Source organism: Reyranella humidisoli (genome assembly GCF_019039055.1).
Taxonomy (GTDB): Bacteria; Pseudomonadota; Alphaproteobacteria; order Reyranellales; family Reyranellaceae; genus Reyranella; species Reyranella humidisoli.
This window is the reverse complement of record NZ_JAHOPB010000001.1, coordinates 314,165-329,827: the sequence shown is the minus strand read 5'-3', so window position 1 is coordinate 329,827 and position 15,663 is coordinate 314,165. Positions and strand designations below refer to the sequence as shown.

The window sequence follows — 15,663 nt, the reverse complement described above, 5'->3', positions numbered from 1 at the left end:
ATCGAACTCAGGCGAAGAGGGCGATCAGCGCGACGATCAGCGCGAACAGCGCGATGGCCTCGGTGACGGCGAAGCCGATCCAGATGTTGGCGCCGATTTCGGCCTTCGAGGCCGGGTTGCGCGACAGGGCCGTGATGTAGCTCGCCCAGACGTTGCCCACGCCGATGCCGGCGCCGATCATGCCGATGGCGGCGAGGCCTGCACCGATGAACTTGGCGGCTGAAGCGTCCATTTCTATCTCCTGTTTTCTCTTGGCTTTGACGTGGTGGATCGATGGGTACGGGCGCGGCGACTAGTGCAGATGCAGCGCGTCGTTCAGGTAAATGCAGCAGAGGATCGTGAAGATGTAGGCCTGCAGCAGCGCGACCAGCAGCTCGAGCGCGGTGATTGCCACCAGCACCACGAGGGGTACGACGCCGAAGATGCCAAGAGCCACGACGAAACCCGCCAGCACCTTCAGCAGCACGTGGCCGACCGTCATGTTGGCGAACAGTCGGACCGACAGGCTGATCGGGCGGCTGAGGTAGGAGACCAACTCGATCGGGATCAGGATCGGCGCGGTGAACAGCGGCGCGCCATGCGGGAAGAACAGGGAGAAGAAGTGCAGGCCGTGCTTGAACAGGCCGATCAGCGTCACGCCGAGGAACACCACCATCGCCATGAAGAAGGTGACGGCGATCTGGGACGTGAAGGTGTAGCCGTAGGGGAGCATCCCGAGGATGTTGCCGAACAGCGTGAAGATGAAGAGCGAGAAGATGAACGGGAAGAACTTCTTGCCGCCGCTGCCGACATTGTCCCGGATCATGTTGGCGATGAACTCGTAGAAGAGTTCGGACATCGCCTGGAGGCGGCCCGGGATCATCGCGCCCTTGCCGGCGCCGGCCAGCAGCAGGCCCGACGACAGGACCACGGCGCCCATCATGAAGATCGCGGAGTTGGTGACGGCGATGTGGTGGCCACCGATGCTGAACAGCGGGGCGGTTAGGTCCTGGATAGCAAACTGCTCGAGCGGGCTGGCCACGTTACTCTATCCCCAAATCAGCTCTTCTTTTCATCCTGGGCTGCTTTGCTGCGCCGCTCTTCAGCCTGCGCAACCCGGTAGACGTTCACGAACGCCGCCCCGCACCCCAGTACGAACCCCACAATCAGCAGCCAGGGCTTGGTACCCAGCCACCGATCAGCCATCAGGCCGAGAAAGGCCCCCGCAACGACGCCCGCCACCAGTTCGACTGCGATCCGCATGCCGACGCCCAGCTTTTCGCCGCCGGCGCCGCGCGTTGCAGGTCCGGACGACCGTCCCGTTCCCGCCTGGTAGGCCTGCCGGACACCTTTAAGGCGCCGATCCAGCTCGTCAGGGGTCGATTTCCGATCGTCCTCAGCCATAACCGGATGCTCCGCTCCGGGCTTCCCACCACGGCCCCATCCGGTGGATGCGGTCATGATGAAAAACGCGCCGGAACCTATTGTCAGGGCCAAAGTGTGTCAAGCACACGCGACGATGTGACAAGGCCAGAAACCCTAGCAGTTTCACAGATTCCAGCGCTTCAGGACCGAGAACCGGGCGTCGCCGTCACGCTCGACCTGCGGGACGAGGTCGACCTCCCAGTCCAGGTACTGGCGCATGGCCGCCTCGACGTCTTCCTTGAAGTCGTACGGGCGGTACCAGACGTCGGTCGGCGGATCGGCCATCCGGACATGCCCGGTTTCGAGCGCGAGGCCAGCCTCGCGCCAGGCTTTCATTCCGCCTGTCAAAACAAAAGTGGGCAGTCCGCCCGCACTCTCGGCGATTTCGGCCGCCGCCAGCGCGCCGATTTCCGCATCCGGTGCCACCAGCACCACGCGCGTGGCGCCCGCCTGCTTCGCCAGCATCTCCGGCAGGGTGCGTGCGAGATTTGCACGAACCGCGAACCAGGCGCCTGGGACGTGCCCGTCGCGATACTTGAGGCTGGTGTCGAGGTCGACCACCAGGGTCGTCGCCAGCGCCTTTTGAAGTTCGCCCGCCGTCACCGTCGCGACCTTCGGCACGGTGAAGCCCGCCGGATAGCGCGGCTCGGCCGTCGTCGTGAGTTCGGAAGCGGCGGGCTTGTGGTTGAGGACGTAGGTCTCGTTCCAGCCCATCTGCAGCAGCCAGTGCGCCGTCATGGTGGCGCGCACGCCGTCATTGTCGTGCAGCACGATGGTGGCGTTGCGGGCGCCGACATACTGGTCGGTCGCCTGCACGAGCTGGCCGCCGGCGGCATGGCGGAAGCCGGCGAGATGGCCCTGCGCGTATTCGGCGGGATCGCGCACGTCGAGGCGATAGAGGGGGCCGCCCTTCTTCTCGAGGGCGTCGAGGCCGGCTTTGTCGATCTTCCGGATGCCCATCTTGCCCGCGATGTTCGCTGCGGCGGCCTGCGCGAACTTCGCCGCCTCGGCGCCTTGAGGGCCGAAGCTCTTCGTCTCGCCGCGGGCCACCTTGAGGCCGGCCAGGTGCCAGCCCATCGTGCCGTTCTTCAGGGCCATCACCTTGTTGGGCAGGCCGGCGTTGATCAGCGACTGGGCGCCGATGATCGAGCGCGTGCGGCCGGCGCAATTGACGACGACCAGCGTTTCGGGGCGCGTCACGAAGTCCTTCACGCGATAGACCAGCTCGGCGCCGGGGCAGTCGACGCCGCCGGGGATCGACATGTTGGTGAATTCCGGCAGCGGCCGCGAATCGAGGATCACCATGTCGGCTTTGGCGTCGATCATCTTCTGCACGTCGGCGGCATCGATGCGCGGCGTGTCGTTGCCATGCTCGACGATCTCGCCGAACGCCTTGCTGGGTACGTTGACGCCGGTAAAGACCTCATAACCCGCGTCGCGCCAGCCTTTCAGGCCGCCGGCCATGACCGCGAGGTTGGTGTAGCCCAGGCGGCTGAGTGCCGCTGCGGCGCGGTTGGCACGGCCCATCTGGCCTTCCTCGCCGCTGTCCATCAGCACGATGCGGATGTTCGGATCGGGCAGCAGGGCAAGGGCCCGCGGCTCCAGCCGCGAGAGGGGCAGGGGCGTCGCGAACAGCGGATGGCCCTGGGTCGAGAACTCGCCTTCCTCGCGCACGTCGAAGAATGCGAAGACCTCGCCGGACTTCAGCATCTCCTTCACCTGCTGCACCGTGAGCAGCGGCGTCAGGATTTTCGCCTTCGCCATGAAGCGCTTGGCCGCGCCGGTCTTCATGTCGACGGTCAGGCGATTGGGCAGATGCTCGAGGCTGAGGCCATAGAAATGGAGATGCAGCGCGTTGCCCGAGCCGACCGGCGTCTCGATGTGATGGAAGTCGTCCGGCAGGAAGGCGATCACGTCGCCGCGCTTCAGCGTTTTTTCTTTCGCCGGCGCCTCGCGCAACTGCACGACGTTTTCCTGCGCGCCATTGTCGAGGCGTTCGTAGACGACGTTGCGCTCGGCGCCGTGGACGCCGGCGATGATCGCCCAGGTCGTGTGATTGTGCGGCGGCACTTTCTTGCCGGGGCCCCCGGCCGAGGCATAGAGCGCGAAGCGATTGTCTGGATCCTCGCTCAGGCGATAGATGCCGCCGTCGGCGCCCAGCGGAAATTCGTCCTGCGGGAAGAGGTCGGCGCGGCTGGCCAGCGACGACAGGAGGCCGCCGATCTTGTCGAGACTGGCGGCGGTCACGCCCGAGCTCTCGATGGCGCGGGCTTCGTCGATCAGTCGCCGCACGGCCGCGGCACGCTCTTGATGCAGGTTCATGGCTTCCTCCGTTGGGCACAGTATAGGCACAGCGGCCCTTGTCGCCCCAGCATGAGTCAAACTACGGTGCGCCATGCGAACAACCCTATCCGCCGTCCTGATCGGGGCGGTTGCTCTCGTGGCGGCCCAGGCTTCGGCGCAGACAGCGAAGAAGCCGGTCCAGACCCAGGCGACCAAGCCCGCCGCGACCAACGCCGCCGTGACCCGGCCGGCCGCACGACCTGCCGCCCGTCCCGCCCCGCGCGCCGCGGTCTATGTGCCGCCGCCGCCCGTCGTCGAACTCGATGAGAATGCGGTCGTCGCCGATCTGCCGACCGTTCTGGATAATGAGACGCGCGACCGGTACCGCCGCATCTTCCAGGCGCAGCAGTCGGGCAACTGGACGCAGGCCGACGAGGACATCCGGCAGCTCCAGGACAAGACGCTGATGGGCTATGTCGGCGCCCAGCGCCTGCTCAGCCCGAGCAACCAGGCGCGCTACGACCAACTCGCCGCCTGGCTGCAGGAATACAACGACCACCCCGATGCGCCCGCCATCTACAAGCTGGCGCTGGCGCGCCGCACGCCGGGCGGACCTGAGCTGACGCCTGCCACGTTCGTGGGCAGCACGCCGGGCTCGCCGAACTTCGCGGCCGCCCGCACTGTGAACGGTGCCGATGCCGGCCAGGCCGCCGAACTGCGCTCGCGCCTGCAGACCATGGCCGACGATGGCGGGTTCAACGCCGCCTTCGTGCTGCTCGACCGCAAGTCGTCGACGGAGATTCTGGGGCCGCAGGAAGTCGAGCTGTGGCGCGGTCGCCTGCGCACCCGCCAACTCGAGGCCGATCCGCAGCGTGGCGTGCAGATCCCGGTCGAGGCCAGCATGCCGCCCGACGCCAACTGGAACGCGGCCATGACGGCCTTTACACGCGGCAACATGGCTGAGGCGGCCCGTCGCTTCGAGCTGGTGGCCGATGCCTCGCCCGACCGGGCTTCGTCGTGGACCCTGTCCGCCGGTTCGTTCTGGGCGGCCCGCGCCAACCTGCTGGCCGGCAATCCGCAGAAGTACGCACCTTATCTGAAGCGCGCGGCGCTGCATGGCCGGACGTTCTACGGCCTTGTCGCCCAGAAGGCGCTGGGCATGCAGATTCAGCCGGATTTCGAGGTGCCGCCGCTCGACCGCCGCCGGACCGACATGCTGCGCGGCGACCGCGCGGCGCGGCGTGCGCTGGCGCTGTTGCAGCTCGGCGCCACGACGGCGGCGGAGCGCGAACTGTTTGCCGCGTCGATCGACGCCGATCCGCGCTATGTCGAGGCGGTGATGGCGCTGGCGCAGAAGGCGCAGCTGCCCGCGCTTTCGGTGCGCGTCGGCAATGCCAACTGGGACCAGCGGCACAACATCAAGGGCTATGACGGCGGCATGTATCCGATCCCGCCGTGGCAGCCGTCGAGCGGCCAGAGTGTCGATCGCTCGCTGGTCTATGCGTTCATGCGACAGGAGTCGGCATTCAATCCCAAGGCGCGCTCGGTCGTGGGTGCGATGGGGCTGATGCAGCTCATGCCGGCGACGGCGCGCGCCGTCTCGGCGCGCTATGCGCCGGAGACCGCGGGCGCCAATCCGTGGGATCCGCCGGTCAACGTTTCGCTCGGCCAGGCCTACATCTCGATGCTGCTGAACGAGACCGACGGCAATCTCGTGCGCACCACCGCCGGCTACAATGGCGGCCCGGGCAACGTGATGCGCTGGGACAATTCGCTGAACGCTTCGCAGGATCCGCTGCTCTACATCCAGTCGATCCCGCTCCACGAGACCCGCGACTTCGTGCAGCGCGTGCTCACCAACTACTGGATCTACCAGCTTCGCCTCGGCCAGCCGACGCCGTCGCTCGACCAGATCGCCTCGCACGACTGGCCCCGTTACATCGCGCAGGATGGAACCCGCTGAACATGTTGCCGCTGGCTGGTGTACGCGTCGTCGAGTTCTGCCAGGTCCTGGCAGGTCCCTATTGTGGAATGTTGCTGGCCGATCTTGGCGCCGAGGTGATCAAGGTCGAGCCTCCGGAAGGCGACATGATGCGCCAGTGGCCGCCGATCACCGAGGGCTACAGCGAGAACTTCGCCTCGATCAACCGCAACAAGCGCTCGGTCGTGCTCGATCTCAAGGACCCGGCGCAGAAGGCCGCGGCGCGCAAGCTGATCCTCACCGCCGACGTGGTGCTGGAGAACAACCGGCCGGGCGTGATGGATCGCCTCGGCCTCGGCTACGAATCCTTCCGCGCCGAGAGGCCCGGCCTCGTCTATTGCTCGATCTCGGCCTTCGGCCAGAGCGGCCCGCGTTCGGGCGAAGGTGGCTTCGACGTCACCGTGCAGGCGATGAGCGGCATCATGAGCGTGACCGGCGAGCCCGACGGCGCGCCGGTGAAATGCGGCGTGCCGGTTTCCGACACCGGCACCGGCCTCTATGCCGCCTTCACCATCGTATCCGTACTGCGACGCGTCGCGGGCGGTGGAGCTGGCGCGCATATCGACGCCTCGATGCTGGGCTGCAGCCTCGGCATGGCCGCGCTCCAGACCAGCGAGTTCTTCGGCACCGGCAACGATCCCAAGAAGCTCGGCTCGGCCCATCCGCGCAATGCGCCTTACCAGGCCTTCAAGTGCGCCGACGGTCATTTCGTCATCGCCGCCGGCAACAACAAGCTCTGGGAAGCGGTGACTCAGGTGGTCGGTCGCCCCGACCTTTTCGCCGACCCGCGTTTCGCCACCACGCAGTCGCGCGCCGCCAACCAGGTCGCGCTGAAGGACCTGCTTGAGGTCGAGTTCGCCAAGCAGGGCGTCGATCACTGGCTGGCCGCCTTCGAGAAGGCCGGCGTGCCGCAGGGCCGCATCAACACCTACAGCCAGATCCTGGCCGACCCGCAGGTCGCGCACATGGGCTGGGTCGAAGAGATGGAGCTTCCCTCGGGCGTGAAGACGAGGACCTTCGGCAGTCCGGTCCGCATCTCCGCCACCGACATCTCCAAGCGGCGTGACCCGCCGGGTCTTGGCGCCGACACCGAGGCGATTTTCGGAAACACCTTCGAGCGAAAGGCCGCGGAATGAGTATCGATCGTCTGCGTCGCTTCATCGGCGACATGACCTCCCTGACCGGCGGCGCCTGGCAGGACAAGGACGAGAACGCGGTCGTCGAAGTGGGCGCCAGGCTTCTGGGCGAACTGGTGAAGCACGACGACTGGCTGCCGGAGCAGGCGGCGAAGGTGCCGGCGCACGGCTATGCGCAGAACCTGCTGTGGTGCGATCCGTTCGAGCGCTTCTGCGTGGTGAGTTTCGTGTGGGCGCCGAAGGCCAACACGCCGGTGCACGATCACGAGATGTGGGGCCTGGTCGGCATGCTGCGCGGCTCCGAGACCTCGCTCGGCTTCACGCGTCATCCCGAGACCGGCGTGCTGGTCCCGGGCACGCTGACCAGGCTCGAGCCCGGCGACGTCGAGGTGCTGGTGCCGGCGCCGCGCAATCCGGCGGGCGACATCCACCAGGTCACCAACGCACTCGACGATCGCGGATCGATCAGCATCCACGTCTATGGAGGCAACATCGGCGCGGTGCGCCGTCACACCTACGATGTGAAGACCGGCCAGCCGAACCTGTTCGTGTCGGGCTACACCAATCGCGAGCAGCCCAACATCTGGGACCGTTCGGCCGAGGTGCGCGCCGCTTCGTAGCGGTTCGCGTAACGGCACGTCTCCCTTGACCAGCCGAGCGCCCGACAAGCACTGTCTTCCGATACGAAAAACAGGGAAGGAAGACAGATGAACCGTAGAACCGTGCTCAAGGGCGGCACCGCCCTCGCCGCCATGACGGTCGCCGCCCCGGCCATCGCTCAGTCGAGCAAGTGGCCGGCCCGCGAGATTTCCCTCATCAACCCCAACGCGCCGGGCGCCTCCACCGATCTCACCGCGCGCATCATCGCGCAGGCGCTCGAGAAGCGGCTGAACGCGACGGTGATCGTGAAGAACGTGGTCGGCGGCGCCGGCGCGCTGGGTCCGACGACGCTCGCCCAGTCGGCGCCGGACGGACACACGATCGGTCTCGTCGCGATCTCGAGCCATATCGCCGTGCCGAACATGATGAACGTCGCCTATGAGCCCTGGAAGGCGTTCGACATCATCGGCCAGGTGGCGGCGCTGCGATACGGCATCGGCGCGAAGGCCGACGGTCCGATCAAGTCGATCGAGGATCTCGTCAACCAGGGCAAGCAGAAGCAGCTCACCTACAGCTCCAACAACGTCACCAACGTCGTGGCGATGTTCCAGCTCGCCAAGCTGAGCGGCGCCAAGCTGCGCTGGGTCGTGTTCCCGGGCGGCGTCGAATCGGTGACGGCGGCGATCGGCGGCCATGTCGATGCGGTCATCCAGACGGTCACCGAAATGCGTCCGCAGATCGAGGCGGGCAAGCTGCGCTTCCTCGCCTCGGCCGCCGAGGCGCGCTGGCCCGACTATCCGGACGTCAAGACGCTGCGCGAGCTGGGCTACAACGCCGTCAGCAACGGACCCTTCGGTTACGCCTTCCCGACCGGGGTGGATCCGGCGATCAAGGAGCGCATGGACAAGGCGCTGGCCGACGTCATGAAGGACGAATCGGTCACCAGCCAGATCACCAAGCTCGGCATCCAGGCGATCTACCGTGACGGCAAGGAATACGGCGAGCTGCTCAAGAAGATCGAGGTGGAGCTGGTGCCCATCCTCAAGGAAACCGGCATGGCCAAGAAGCCTGCATGATGAAGTTGAGTGGCACGCGGATCGCGACGCTCGGCCTGCTGGCCGCGGCGCTGGTCGGCCTGTGGAAGGCGATGGAACTGGACAGCTGGGGCTTCGACGGCCCCGGCCCCGGCTTCTTCCCCCAACTCATGGCCGGCATCTGTGTGGCGCTCGCCCTCGTCGTCCTGGTCTTTCCGGGCCAGGCCGGCGAAACCGAAGGCGGCGACACCGACGACGTCGAGGCGACGAAGGAATCGAACCGTACCTTCGCGATCTACATCGCCACCTTCGCCCTGTTCGCGCTGGGCGCGACGTATCTGGGCTTCGCCGTCACGGTCACGGCGGTGACGGTCGTCATCATGCGCTTCGCCGAACGCCGCTCGTGGTTCGCCTCGATCGGCTACGGCGTTGCCTGTGCCGCCGTCGGCCTCGTCTGTTTCGGCTGGCTGCTCCGCGTCGATCTGCCGGAAGGCCCGATCGAGCGCACTTTCTACACCTACGTGCGCTGAGGTCCGACGCATGGAAGCGCTGCTCGGCGGCTTCGCCACCACGCTGACCCCCGATAACCTGTTCTACTGCTTCGTCGGCGTGTTCCTCGGCACCGTCGTCGGCATCCTGCCCGGTCTCGGTCCGCTCACCACCATCGCGATCCTGTTGCCGATCACCTTCAAGATGGACGTGACGTCGGCCATCATCATGCTCTCGGGCATCTACTACGGCGTCGCCTATGGCGGCACCGTGACCTCGGTTCTGATGCGCATTCCGGGCGAGGCGTCCTCGGTGGTGACCTGCCTCGACGGCTACGAGATGGCGCGCAAGGGCCGCGCCGGTGCAGCACTCGGCATTGCCGGCATCGGCTCGTTCTTTGCCGGCACGGTCGGCGTCCTCGGCATTTCCTTCCTGTCGCCGCCGCTTGCCGAACTGGTCATCAAGTTCGGCCCCGCCGAATACGCCACGCTGATGCTCGCGGGCCTCACCATGGTCACCTACATGTCGAGCGGCTCGCTGCCGCGCGCCCTGCTGATGGCGGCCTTCGGCCTGCTGCTGGGCACGATCGGCAGCGACCCGCTCAACATGACGCCGCGTCTTACCTTCGGCATCCTGGCGCTTGGCGACGGCGTCAATCTCGTGCCGCTGGCGATCGGCCTGTTCGGCCTGTCCGAAGTGCTGTTCATGGCGCGCCAGAAGCCCGACGACATGAAGGTCCTGCCGCCGCCCTCGCACCTGCTGGGCTTCATGCCCTCCCGCGAGGAGGCGAGGCGGTCGGTCGGCCCCATCGCGCGCGGCACGGTCATGGGCTTCCTCGTCGGCCTGCTGCCCGGTGGCGGCGCGGTGCTGGCCTCGTTCCTGTCCTACGGCATGGAGCGCAAGCTCTCGAAGAATCCCGAGGAATTCGGCAAGGGCGCCGTCGAGGGACTGGCAGGACCTGAGGCGGCCAACAATGCGGGCACGGCCGGCGCCTTCGTGCCGCTGCTCTGCATGGGCATCCCCGCCAACGCGGTCACGGCGCTGCTGCTCGGCGCCTTTATCATCCACGGCGTCACACCGGGGCCGACCATCCTGGAACGCCAGCCCGAGATCTTCTGGGGCGTCGTGGCCAGCATGTACATCGGCAACGTGATGCTGCTGATCCTGAACCTGCCGCTGATCGGCCTGTTCGTGCGCATCCTCGACATCCCGCGCGCCTATCTCACGCCGATGATCCTCGCGGTCTGCCTGATCGGCGTCTATTCGTCGAACGGCAATCCGGCCGACGTGGTGATCTCGGTGATCTTCGGTTTCGTGGGCTACTTCCTGCGACGCCACGGTTTCGATCTCGGCATCGTCATCCTCGCCTACGTGCTGGGGCCGATCTTCGAGCGCTCGGTGCGCCAGTCCCTGGCGATCTCCGACGGCGATCCGACGATCTTCTTCCACAGCTACCTGTCGACAGGCTTCGCGATCGTCGCTGTCGCATTGCTGATTGCGGGGCTGTGGCCGAAAAAGAAGAAGGCGGCCGGGTAGGGCCGCCTTCGACTTCTTATCTGTTCTGCACGGAGCGGGTCGGCGCTGTTTACAGCGCCTTACTCGCGCTTGATTACAAGCGCTGCCGCCCGCGCATCCGCACAAACTCTGACGCGCAGCGTCAGTGTTTGTGCGGATGGGGATGTGTCGGATCGACCCAGTACACTTCCTCGACCTTCTCGGCCGGGGTGATGTCGATGTTGATTGCGACCGCCTCGTTGTCGGAACGGACCAGCACGCATTCCAGCGGCTCGGTCTCCGAGGCGTTAATCTCCTGATGCGGCACGTAGGGCGGGACGTAGATGAAGTCGCCAGGGCCGGCTTCGGCGGTGAACTGGAGCTCGTCGCCCCAGCGCATGCGCGCACGGCCCTTGACCACGTAGATCACGCTTTCCAGGTGCCCGTGGTGGTGGGCGCCGGTCTTGGCGTGGGCGTGGATGGTCACCGTGCCGGCCCACAGCTTCTGCGCGCCGACGCGGGCGAAATTGATGGCAGCGGCCCGGTTCATGCCCGGGGTCTGCGCGGTGTTGGTGTCGAGCGATCCGGCGGGGATGACCCGAACGCCGTCATGCTTCCAGTCGGTGGGGCCGGTCATGATGTCTCCGCGCTTTTGAATGTCAGCTTCCCAGGGGCGGTGCTTCGGAAGCAATGAAAGGATTGTTCGGCTGTTTTCCAGAGGGGAGATCACTAAATCCCCATGGTGGAGAGTCAATGGAAAGTCCTGATGCCTTTGCGGTCGTGAAAGGAAAAATCCTTCGGTGGCGTTCCCTGCCGGCGCTTTCCAGGCGAACATCGAAGTTGCCGACTCCTGAGGTATAGTGAACGCATGAATCGCATCGATGAGACCAAGCCATTCAAGCCGGTGAACATCGCCGTTCTCACGGTATCCGACACGCGCACGCTCGAGACCGACAAGTCGGGCGATACGCTGGTCGAGCGCATCGCGCGCGACGGCCATGTCCTGGTCGAACGTGCCATCGTCACCGACGACATCGCGCTGATCCGGGCGCAGGTGAAGACGTGGATCGACGATCCGCGCATCGAGGTGGTGATCTCGACCGGCGGGACCGGCGTCACCGGCCGCGACGTGACACCCGAGGCGCTGGAGGCCCTGTTCGAGAAGAAGATCGAGGGGTTCGGCGAGACCTTCCGCTGGATCAGCTTCCAGAAGATCGGCACTTCGACCATGCAGAGCCGCGCCACCGCGGGCGTCGCCAATGCGACCTACATCTTCGCACTGCCTGGCTCGACCGGGGCCTGCAAGGATGGCTGGGACGACATCCTGCGCCAGCAGCTCGACATCCGTTTCCGCCCCTGCAACTTCGCGGAACTGATGCCGCGCCTCAACGAAGGCAAGATGCCACGCAGTGGCTGATTTCCTCGCTGCCCTGCGCGAGGGCGAGGCCTTGCCGGCGACCGGCACGGCGCATGGTCACGTACGACTGAAGGACGGCCGGCTGGCGCGGATCGCCTATGCCTACGAAGACGATCCGACGGCGGCAGGGCGCCTGCACCTGCAGGCTGAAGCGTTCCGCCATCTCGCGCCGGCCGGCCGCACGCCGCGACTTCACGAGGTGATCGAGCCGAGGCCCGGTCTTCCCGGCGGTGCCTTGATCGTCGACTTCATCGAGGGCCGTGCGCCGCGTCTTCCGGACGAACTCGATGCGATGGCCGATACGCTGGCGCGGCTTCATTCGTTGCCGCTCCCTGCATCCGATTCGCCGATCCCGCGGCAGGACAAGCCGTTCCGCGCGACGCTCGATGTCGTGGAGCAGGGCGCCCGACGCTTTCTCGACAAAGCAGTGCGAGACGATGGCGCCCGTGCGGAGATCGTCGAAGAACTGGCGTTGATGCGCGACATGGCGGGCACGCTGGGCGGGCGCTCGCAGCCTCTGTCGATCGCGCTGGCCGACACGCACCCCGGCAACTTCATCGTCGATCGCGCCGGCATCGCGTGGTTCGTCGATCTCGAAAAGGTTCATGTCGGCTCGTCGGCGATCGATCTGGCGCACGCGACCCTGCCGACCTCGACCGTCTGGCATCCCGATGTCGGCAAGATTCTCGCGCGAGCCGAGGTCGAAGGCTTCTACGAGTCCTATCTTGCGAGGATCGGCAAGACACGCGCCGCTGAACTGCAACCGTGGCTGCAGCCGATGCGACGGCTCACCTGGCTGCGTACGATTATGTTCATGGCGCGCTGGAAAGTTCAGACGGAGGCGCCGCGGGATCCATCCGATCCCTCGCAATGGAGCGACGCCGGTCTGGAGCCTGCCATGAAGGTCCATCTGCGGGTCCGGATCGACCAGTGCTTCGACCGCGGCTCCATCCGCGCCCTTCGCGCCGAGTGGCTATGAGCGCCTCGGAGGGGTAATGGTTCCGGCCTCGAACATGGTGCCACTTTCGTCCTGGGCGAGTATTTCGATGAAAACCAGCCGACCGCGCTGCTTTCGCAGCCAGGCCTCGGCCCCGCCGAAGAGGCTGCTGAAGACGTTGCTCTCCGCCTGAAATACCGAGGCGATTCGAAGAACATAGGGGTGAGGCTCTTCGCCCGAGTCCTCTCTCTCCGGGTATAGATGGACGTAGCCCCGGCGCTGCCCATCGCCGTTCACCGCTATGAAGACCGCCGAATGCTCGGCCGTCGAGGCCTCTTCAATCGTGATACGGGCTTGCGAGGCGAGTCCCTCATCGCCCGGCGGCGAGAGCTTGGCGATGAAATCGATGTCATCGTGACTCGCAGTCCTGACCTGGATATCTACCATCTGCTGTCTCTCAAATAGATAGGTGTCAGCAGTCATATTAGCTTGTATTTAATAATATTAGTACAACCCAAAGTATAAATATGCGAGTGGCTATAGCGGCTTCACCATGCGCAGCGTCTCGGTCTGGAAGCCGCGGCGCTCGTAGAACTCCACGGCGTGGCGATTGTCGGCGAACACGTCGAGGCAGAGGAAGCGGTAGCCTTGCGCGCGCGCCCAGGTCTCGGCGGCTTCCATCATACGATGCGCGATTCCCTTGCCCTCGGCGTCTTCGGTCAGCGCCAGCAGCGAGACGTAGCCGCAGGGCTCGTCGGTCACGCCGTCCTTGAAGGGGCGCACGTGGATGTAGCCGAGGCGTTTGCCGTCGGCCGACCAGGCGACAAGCGTCTGCGCCGACGGATCGACGTTGGCGAAGGTCGCGGCCATGTACCGGTCCTGGAATCCTTCCATGGCCTTGAGGTCGTGCCAGGCCGGGCCGGGCACGCCCGACAGGCGCGGCGACAGGCTGTGCAGGAAGTCGCGATCCTCGGGGCGGGCGGCGCGCAGTTCGATGGCTTGCATGGCTTTCTCTCTAGGGATGGCCGTATCGCGAGACAATGAACCCCTAGAGACAGTGGCTTGACTCGTTCCTCTTTTGTTCTAAGAGTCGGAGCATGAAAGAGCCTGTCGAGCCGCTCTACCCGGACGACCAGATCGCCGAGCCGCAGCACAACGGCCGGGGCGCGCTCAGCAACGCGACCAGCCGCTACGACGACGAGAAGCGGATCCGCACCACCGACGGCTGGGACATCGAGGACGAGTTGCCGCCGCTGCGCACGACGCTGACGAAGGACGCCACGCGCACCATCCTCGCGCGCAACACTTCGCCCGATATTCCCTTCGACCGGTCGATCAATCCCTATCGCGGCTGCGAGCATGGCTGCATCTACTGCTTCGCGCGGCCGACCCACGCCTATCTCGGCCTGTCGCCGGGCCTCGATTTCGAGACGAAGATCCTCTTCAAGCCGGAGGCGGCGGCGCTGCTCACGGCCGAGCTCGCCTCGCCCAAATATCGCTGCGACGTGGTGGCGATGGGCACCAACACCGATCCCTACCAGCCGGTCGAGCGCGACCTCAAGATCACGCGCCAGATCCTTCGCGTGCTGAGCGACTTCAACAACCCGGTCGGTATCGTCACCAAGAACCATCTCATCACACGCGACATCGACATCCTGGGCGACATGGCCAGGCGCAATCTGGCCGAGGTGTTCCTGTCGATCACCACGCTCGACCGCGACCTCGCACGCACGATGGAGCCACGCGCTTCCGCGCCGCATCGAAGGCTTGCCGCGATCCGCGAACTCTCGGCGGCCGGCATTCCCGTCGGCGTGATGACGGCGCCGATGATCCCCGGCCTCAACGATCACGAGATGGAAGCGATCCTCGACGCGGCGGCGGCGGCCGGCGCCACGCGCGCGGGCTACACGGCGCTCCGACTGCCGCTCGAGATCAAGGACCTGTTCGAGGAGTGGCTGCGCGCCAACCGGCCCGACCGCGCCGAACGCGTGCTCTCGCTGGTGCGTCAGATGCGCGACGGCGAACTCTACAAGGCTGAGTTCGGCACGCGCATGAAGGGCGAGGGGCCGATCGCGCAACTGCTGAGCCAGCGATTCGCCGCGTCCGTGAAACGCCTCGACCTCAACCGCGTGCGCTACCGCCTCGACACGATGCGCTTCGCCGTCCCCGCCGCCGCCCGCACCGCGCTGGTCGATGCCAGGCGCGACGCAAGGCAGATGAGATTGTTCTAGAGGAGTGACGTCATGGCCGACGAACTGATCCTGTTTACCAATCCGCAGTCGCGTGGAGCGATGGTCCACTGGATGCTGGAGGAGATTGGCTGTCCCTACCGGCTCGAGGTGAAGCAGTATGGGCCCGACATGAAGTCGGCTGAGTATCTCGCCATCAATCCGATGGGCAAGGTGCCGGCGATCCGTCACGGCGACACGGTCGTCACGGAAACCGCCGCCATCCTCTGCTACCTCGCCGACATATTCCCTGAGGCGAAGCTCGCGCCGCCGCCTGCCGAGCGCGGCGCCTACTATCGCTGGCTGTTCTTCGTCGCCGGCTGCGGTGAGCCGGCGCTGGGCAACAAGGCCGCCGGCTGGACTCCCGATACGCCCACGCTGCAGGTGCAATTCGGCTACGGCTCCTACGAACGCACCATGGAGACCGTGGCCCAGCTGGTCGCGGACCGGCGAACCATCGCCGCCGACCATTTCACCGCGGCCGACCTCTACATGGCGTCATTCCTGCACTGGGGCATGATGTTCGGCGGCATCGAGAGGCGGCCGGTGTTCGAGGCCTACGCCCAGCGCCATGTCGGACGACCGGCAGCCCTGCGCGCGCAGGAACAGTCGGCGAAGCTCATGGCCGCGCCAGCGCAGCCGGGCTGACGGCCGCGCGCG

At 66.0% G+C, this 15,663-nt stretch carries 17 protein-coding genes; 10 read left to right on the top strand and 7 right to left on the bottom strand.

Annotation, left to right across the window (positions count from 1 at the left end; translation table 11 throughout):
- Positions 1-7: 7 nt before the first annotated feature.
- From KQ910_RS01620 to KQ910_RS01605, 4 genes are all read right to left on the bottom strand, one after another.
- Positions 8-232, bottom strand: coding sequence for a F0F1 ATP synthase subunit C (locus KQ910_RS01620; protein WP_020698011.1), 225 nt, complete (start codon positions 230-232; stop codon positions 8-10).
- 60 nt (positions 233-292) lie between these two features.
- Positions 293-1,021, bottom strand: coding sequence for a F0F1 ATP synthase subunit A (locus KQ910_RS01615; protein WP_216956462.1), 729 nt, complete (start codon positions 1,019-1,021; stop codon positions 293-295).
- A gap of 17 nt (positions 1,022-1,038) precedes the next feature.
- Positions 1,039-1,383 carry an AtpZ/AtpI family protein gene (locus KQ910_RS01610; protein WP_216956459.1) on the bottom strand — a complete coding sequence of 115 codons (345 nt, stop codon included), beginning with the start codon at positions 1,381-1,383 and terminating at the stop codon, positions 1,039-1,041.
- A 144-nt stretch (positions 1,384-1,527) separates the two neighbouring features.
- Complete coding sequence (locus tag KQ910_RS01605) at positions 1,528-3,726, bottom strand: rhodanese-like domain-containing protein (protein ID WP_216956456.1); 2,199 nt, start codon at positions 3,724-3,726, stop codon at positions 1,528-1,530.
- A gap of 118 nt (positions 3,727-3,844) precedes the next feature.
- Here KQ910_RS01605 and KQ910_RS27120 point away from each other — a divergent pair, with 118 nt between their 5' ends.
- The 6 genes from KQ910_RS27120 (at position 3,845) to KQ910_RS01575 (ending at position 10,463) form a co-directional block, all read left to right on the top strand.
- Complete coding sequence (locus KQ910_RS27120) at positions 3,845-5,650, top strand: transglycosylase SLT domain-containing protein (protein WP_216956453.1); 1,806 nt, start codon at positions 3,845-3,847, stop codon at positions 5,648-5,650.
- 2 nt (positions 5,651-5,652) lie between these two features.
- Positions 5,653-6,804 carry a CaiB/BaiF CoA transferase family protein gene (locus KQ910_RS01595; protein WP_216956450.1) on the top strand — a complete coding sequence of 384 codons (1,152 nt, stop codon included), beginning with the start codon at positions 5,653-5,655 and terminating at the stop codon, positions 6,802-6,804.
- Positions 6,801-7,424 (top strand): cysteine dioxygenase family protein, encoded by a 624-nt coding sequence (locus KQ910_RS01590; RefSeq protein ID WP_216956447.1) that lies wholly within the window; start codon positions 6,801-6,803, stop codon positions 7,422-7,424. Before KQ910_RS01595 ends, KQ910_RS01590 begins: the two co-directional genes overlap by 4 nt.
- A gap of 87 nt (positions 7,425-7,511) precedes the next feature.
- Complete coding sequence (locus tag KQ910_RS01585) at positions 7,512-8,480, top strand: Bug family tripartite tricarboxylate transporter substrate binding protein (RefSeq protein WP_216963482.1); 969 nt, start codon at positions 7,512-7,514, stop codon at positions 8,478-8,480.
- Positions 8,477-8,968 carry a tripartite tricarboxylate transporter TctB family protein gene (locus tag KQ910_RS01580; protein WP_216956444.1) on the top strand — a complete coding sequence of 164 codons (492 nt, stop codon included), beginning with the start codon at positions 8,477-8,479 and terminating at the stop codon, positions 8,966-8,968. Before KQ910_RS01585 ends, KQ910_RS01580 begins: the two co-directional genes overlap by 4 nt.
- A gap of 10 nt (positions 8,969-8,978) precedes the next feature.
- Entirely contained in the window at positions 8,979-10,463 is a 1,485-nt protein-coding gene (locus KQ910_RS01575; protein ID WP_216956442.1) for a tripartite tricarboxylate transporter permease, read from the top strand.
- A 121-nt stretch (positions 10,464-10,584) separates the two neighbouring features.
- Here the strand turns inward: KQ910_RS01575 and KQ910_RS01570 are convergent, their stop codons facing one another.
- Entirely contained in the window at positions 10,585-11,058 is a 474-nt protein-coding gene (locus tag KQ910_RS01570) for a cupin domain-containing protein (protein ID WP_216956439.1), read from the bottom strand.
- Between the two features lie 231 nt (positions 11,059-11,289).
- On the opposite strand from KQ910_RS01570, the gene moaB reads away from it, so the two are divergent.
- The gene (moaB, locus tag KQ910_RS01565; protein WP_216956436.1) at positions 11,290-11,838 is read left to right on the top strand and encodes a molybdenum cofactor biosynthesis protein B; all 549 of its coding nucleotides are present in this window, start codon (positions 11,290-11,292) and stop codon (positions 11,836-11,838) included.
- Entirely contained in the window at positions 11,831-12,817 is a 987-nt protein-coding gene (locus KQ910_RS01560) for an aminoglycoside phosphotransferase family protein (RefSeq protein ID WP_216956433.1), read from the top strand. The genes moaB and KQ910_RS01560 overlap by 8 nt, the downstream gene beginning before the upstream one ends.
- On the opposite strand, the gene KQ910_RS01555 is transcribed toward KQ910_RS01560, so the two are convergent.
- Together KQ910_RS01555 and KQ910_RS01550 are read right to left on the bottom strand one after the other, a co-directional pair.
- Complete coding sequence (locus tag KQ910_RS01555; RefSeq protein WP_216956430.1) at positions 12,812-13,258, bottom strand: hypothetical protein; 447 nt, start codon at positions 13,256-13,258, stop codon at positions 12,812-12,814. The genes KQ910_RS01560 and KQ910_RS01555 overlap by 6 nt on opposite strands.
- 54 nt (positions 13,259-13,312) lie before the next feature.
- Positions 13,313-13,780 carry a GNAT family N-acetyltransferase gene (locus KQ910_RS01550; RefSeq protein ID WP_216956428.1) on the bottom strand — a complete coding sequence of 156 codons (468 nt, stop codon included), beginning with the start codon at positions 13,778-13,780 and terminating at the stop codon, positions 13,313-13,315.
- Between the two features lie 92 nt (positions 13,781-13,872).
- Here KQ910_RS01550 and KQ910_RS01545 point away from each other — a divergent pair, with 92 nt between their 5' ends.
- Together KQ910_RS01545 and KQ910_RS01540 are read left to right on the top strand one after the other, a co-directional pair.
- Complete coding sequence (locus KQ910_RS01545; protein ID WP_216956425.1) at positions 13,873-15,006, top strand: PA0069 family radical SAM protein; 1,134 nt, start codon at positions 13,873-13,875, stop codon at positions 15,004-15,006.
- 12 nt (positions 15,007-15,018) lie between these two features.
- Entirely contained in the window at positions 15,019-15,651 is a 633-nt protein-coding gene (locus KQ910_RS01540; RefSeq protein ID WP_216956423.1) for a glutathione S-transferase family protein, read from the top strand.
- Positions 15,652-15,663 lie beyond the last annotated feature (12 nt).

What these genes read in the sequence shown, in the direction of transcription:
- KQ910_RS01595 (WP_216956450.1), top strand. Translation starts at nt 5,653, where the DNA reads ATGTTGCCGCTGGCTGGTGTACGCGTCGTCGAGTTCTGCCAGGTCCTG.
- KQ910_RS01580 (WP_216956444.1), top strand. Translation starts at nt 8,477, where the DNA reads ATGATGAAGTTGAGTGGCACGCGGATCGCGACGCTCGGCCTGCTGGCC.
- KQ910_RS01575 (WP_216956442.1), top strand. Translation starts at nt 8,979, where the DNA reads ATGGAAGCGCTGCTCGGCGGCTTCGCCACCACGCTGACCCCCGATAAC.
- moaB (WP_216956436.1), top strand. Translation starts at nt 11,290, where the DNA reads ATGAATCGCATCGATGAGACCAAGCCATTCAAGCCGGTGAACATCGCC.
- KQ910_RS01590 (WP_216956447.1), top strand. Translation starts at nt 6,801, where the DNA reads ATGAGTATCGATCGTCTGCGTCGCTTCATCGGCGACATGACCTCCCTG.
- KQ910_RS01555 (WP_216956430.1), bottom strand. Translation starts at nt 13,258, where the DNA reads ATGACTGCTGACACCTATCTATTTGAGAGACAGCAGATGGTAGATATC.
- KQ910_RS01545 (WP_216956425.1), top strand. Translation starts at nt 13,873, where the DNA reads ATGAAAGAGCCTGTCGAGCCGCTCTACCCGGACGACCAGATCGCCGAG.
- KQ910_RS01605 (WP_216956456.1), bottom strand. Translation starts at nt 3,726, where the DNA reads ATGAACCTGCATCAAGAGCGTGCCGCGGCCGTGCGGCGACTGATCGAC.
- KQ910_RS01540 (WP_216956423.1), top strand. Translation starts at nt 15,019, where the DNA reads ATGGCCGACGAACTGATCCTGTTTACCAATCCGCAGTCGCGTGGAGCG.
- KQ910_RS01585 (WP_216963482.1), top strand. Translation starts at nt 7,512, where the DNA reads ATGAACCGTAGAACCGTGCTCAAGGGCGGCACCGCCCTCGCCGCCATG.
- KQ910_RS01620 (WP_020698011.1), bottom strand. Translation starts at nt 232, where the DNA reads ATGGACGCTTCAGCCGCCAAGTTCATCGGTGCAGGCCTCGCCGCCATC.
- KQ910_RS01550 (WP_216956428.1), bottom strand. Translation starts at nt 13,780, where the DNA reads ATGCAAGCCATCGAACTGCGCGCCGCCCGCCCCGAGGATCGCGACTTC.
- KQ910_RS01610 (WP_216956459.1), bottom strand. Translation starts at nt 1,383, where the DNA reads ATGGCTGAGGACGATCGGAAATCGACCCCTGACGAGCTGGATCGGCGC.
- KQ910_RS01570 (WP_216956439.1), bottom strand. Translation starts at nt 11,058, where the DNA reads ATGACCGGCCCCACCGACTGGAAGCATGACGGCGTTCGGGTCATCCCC.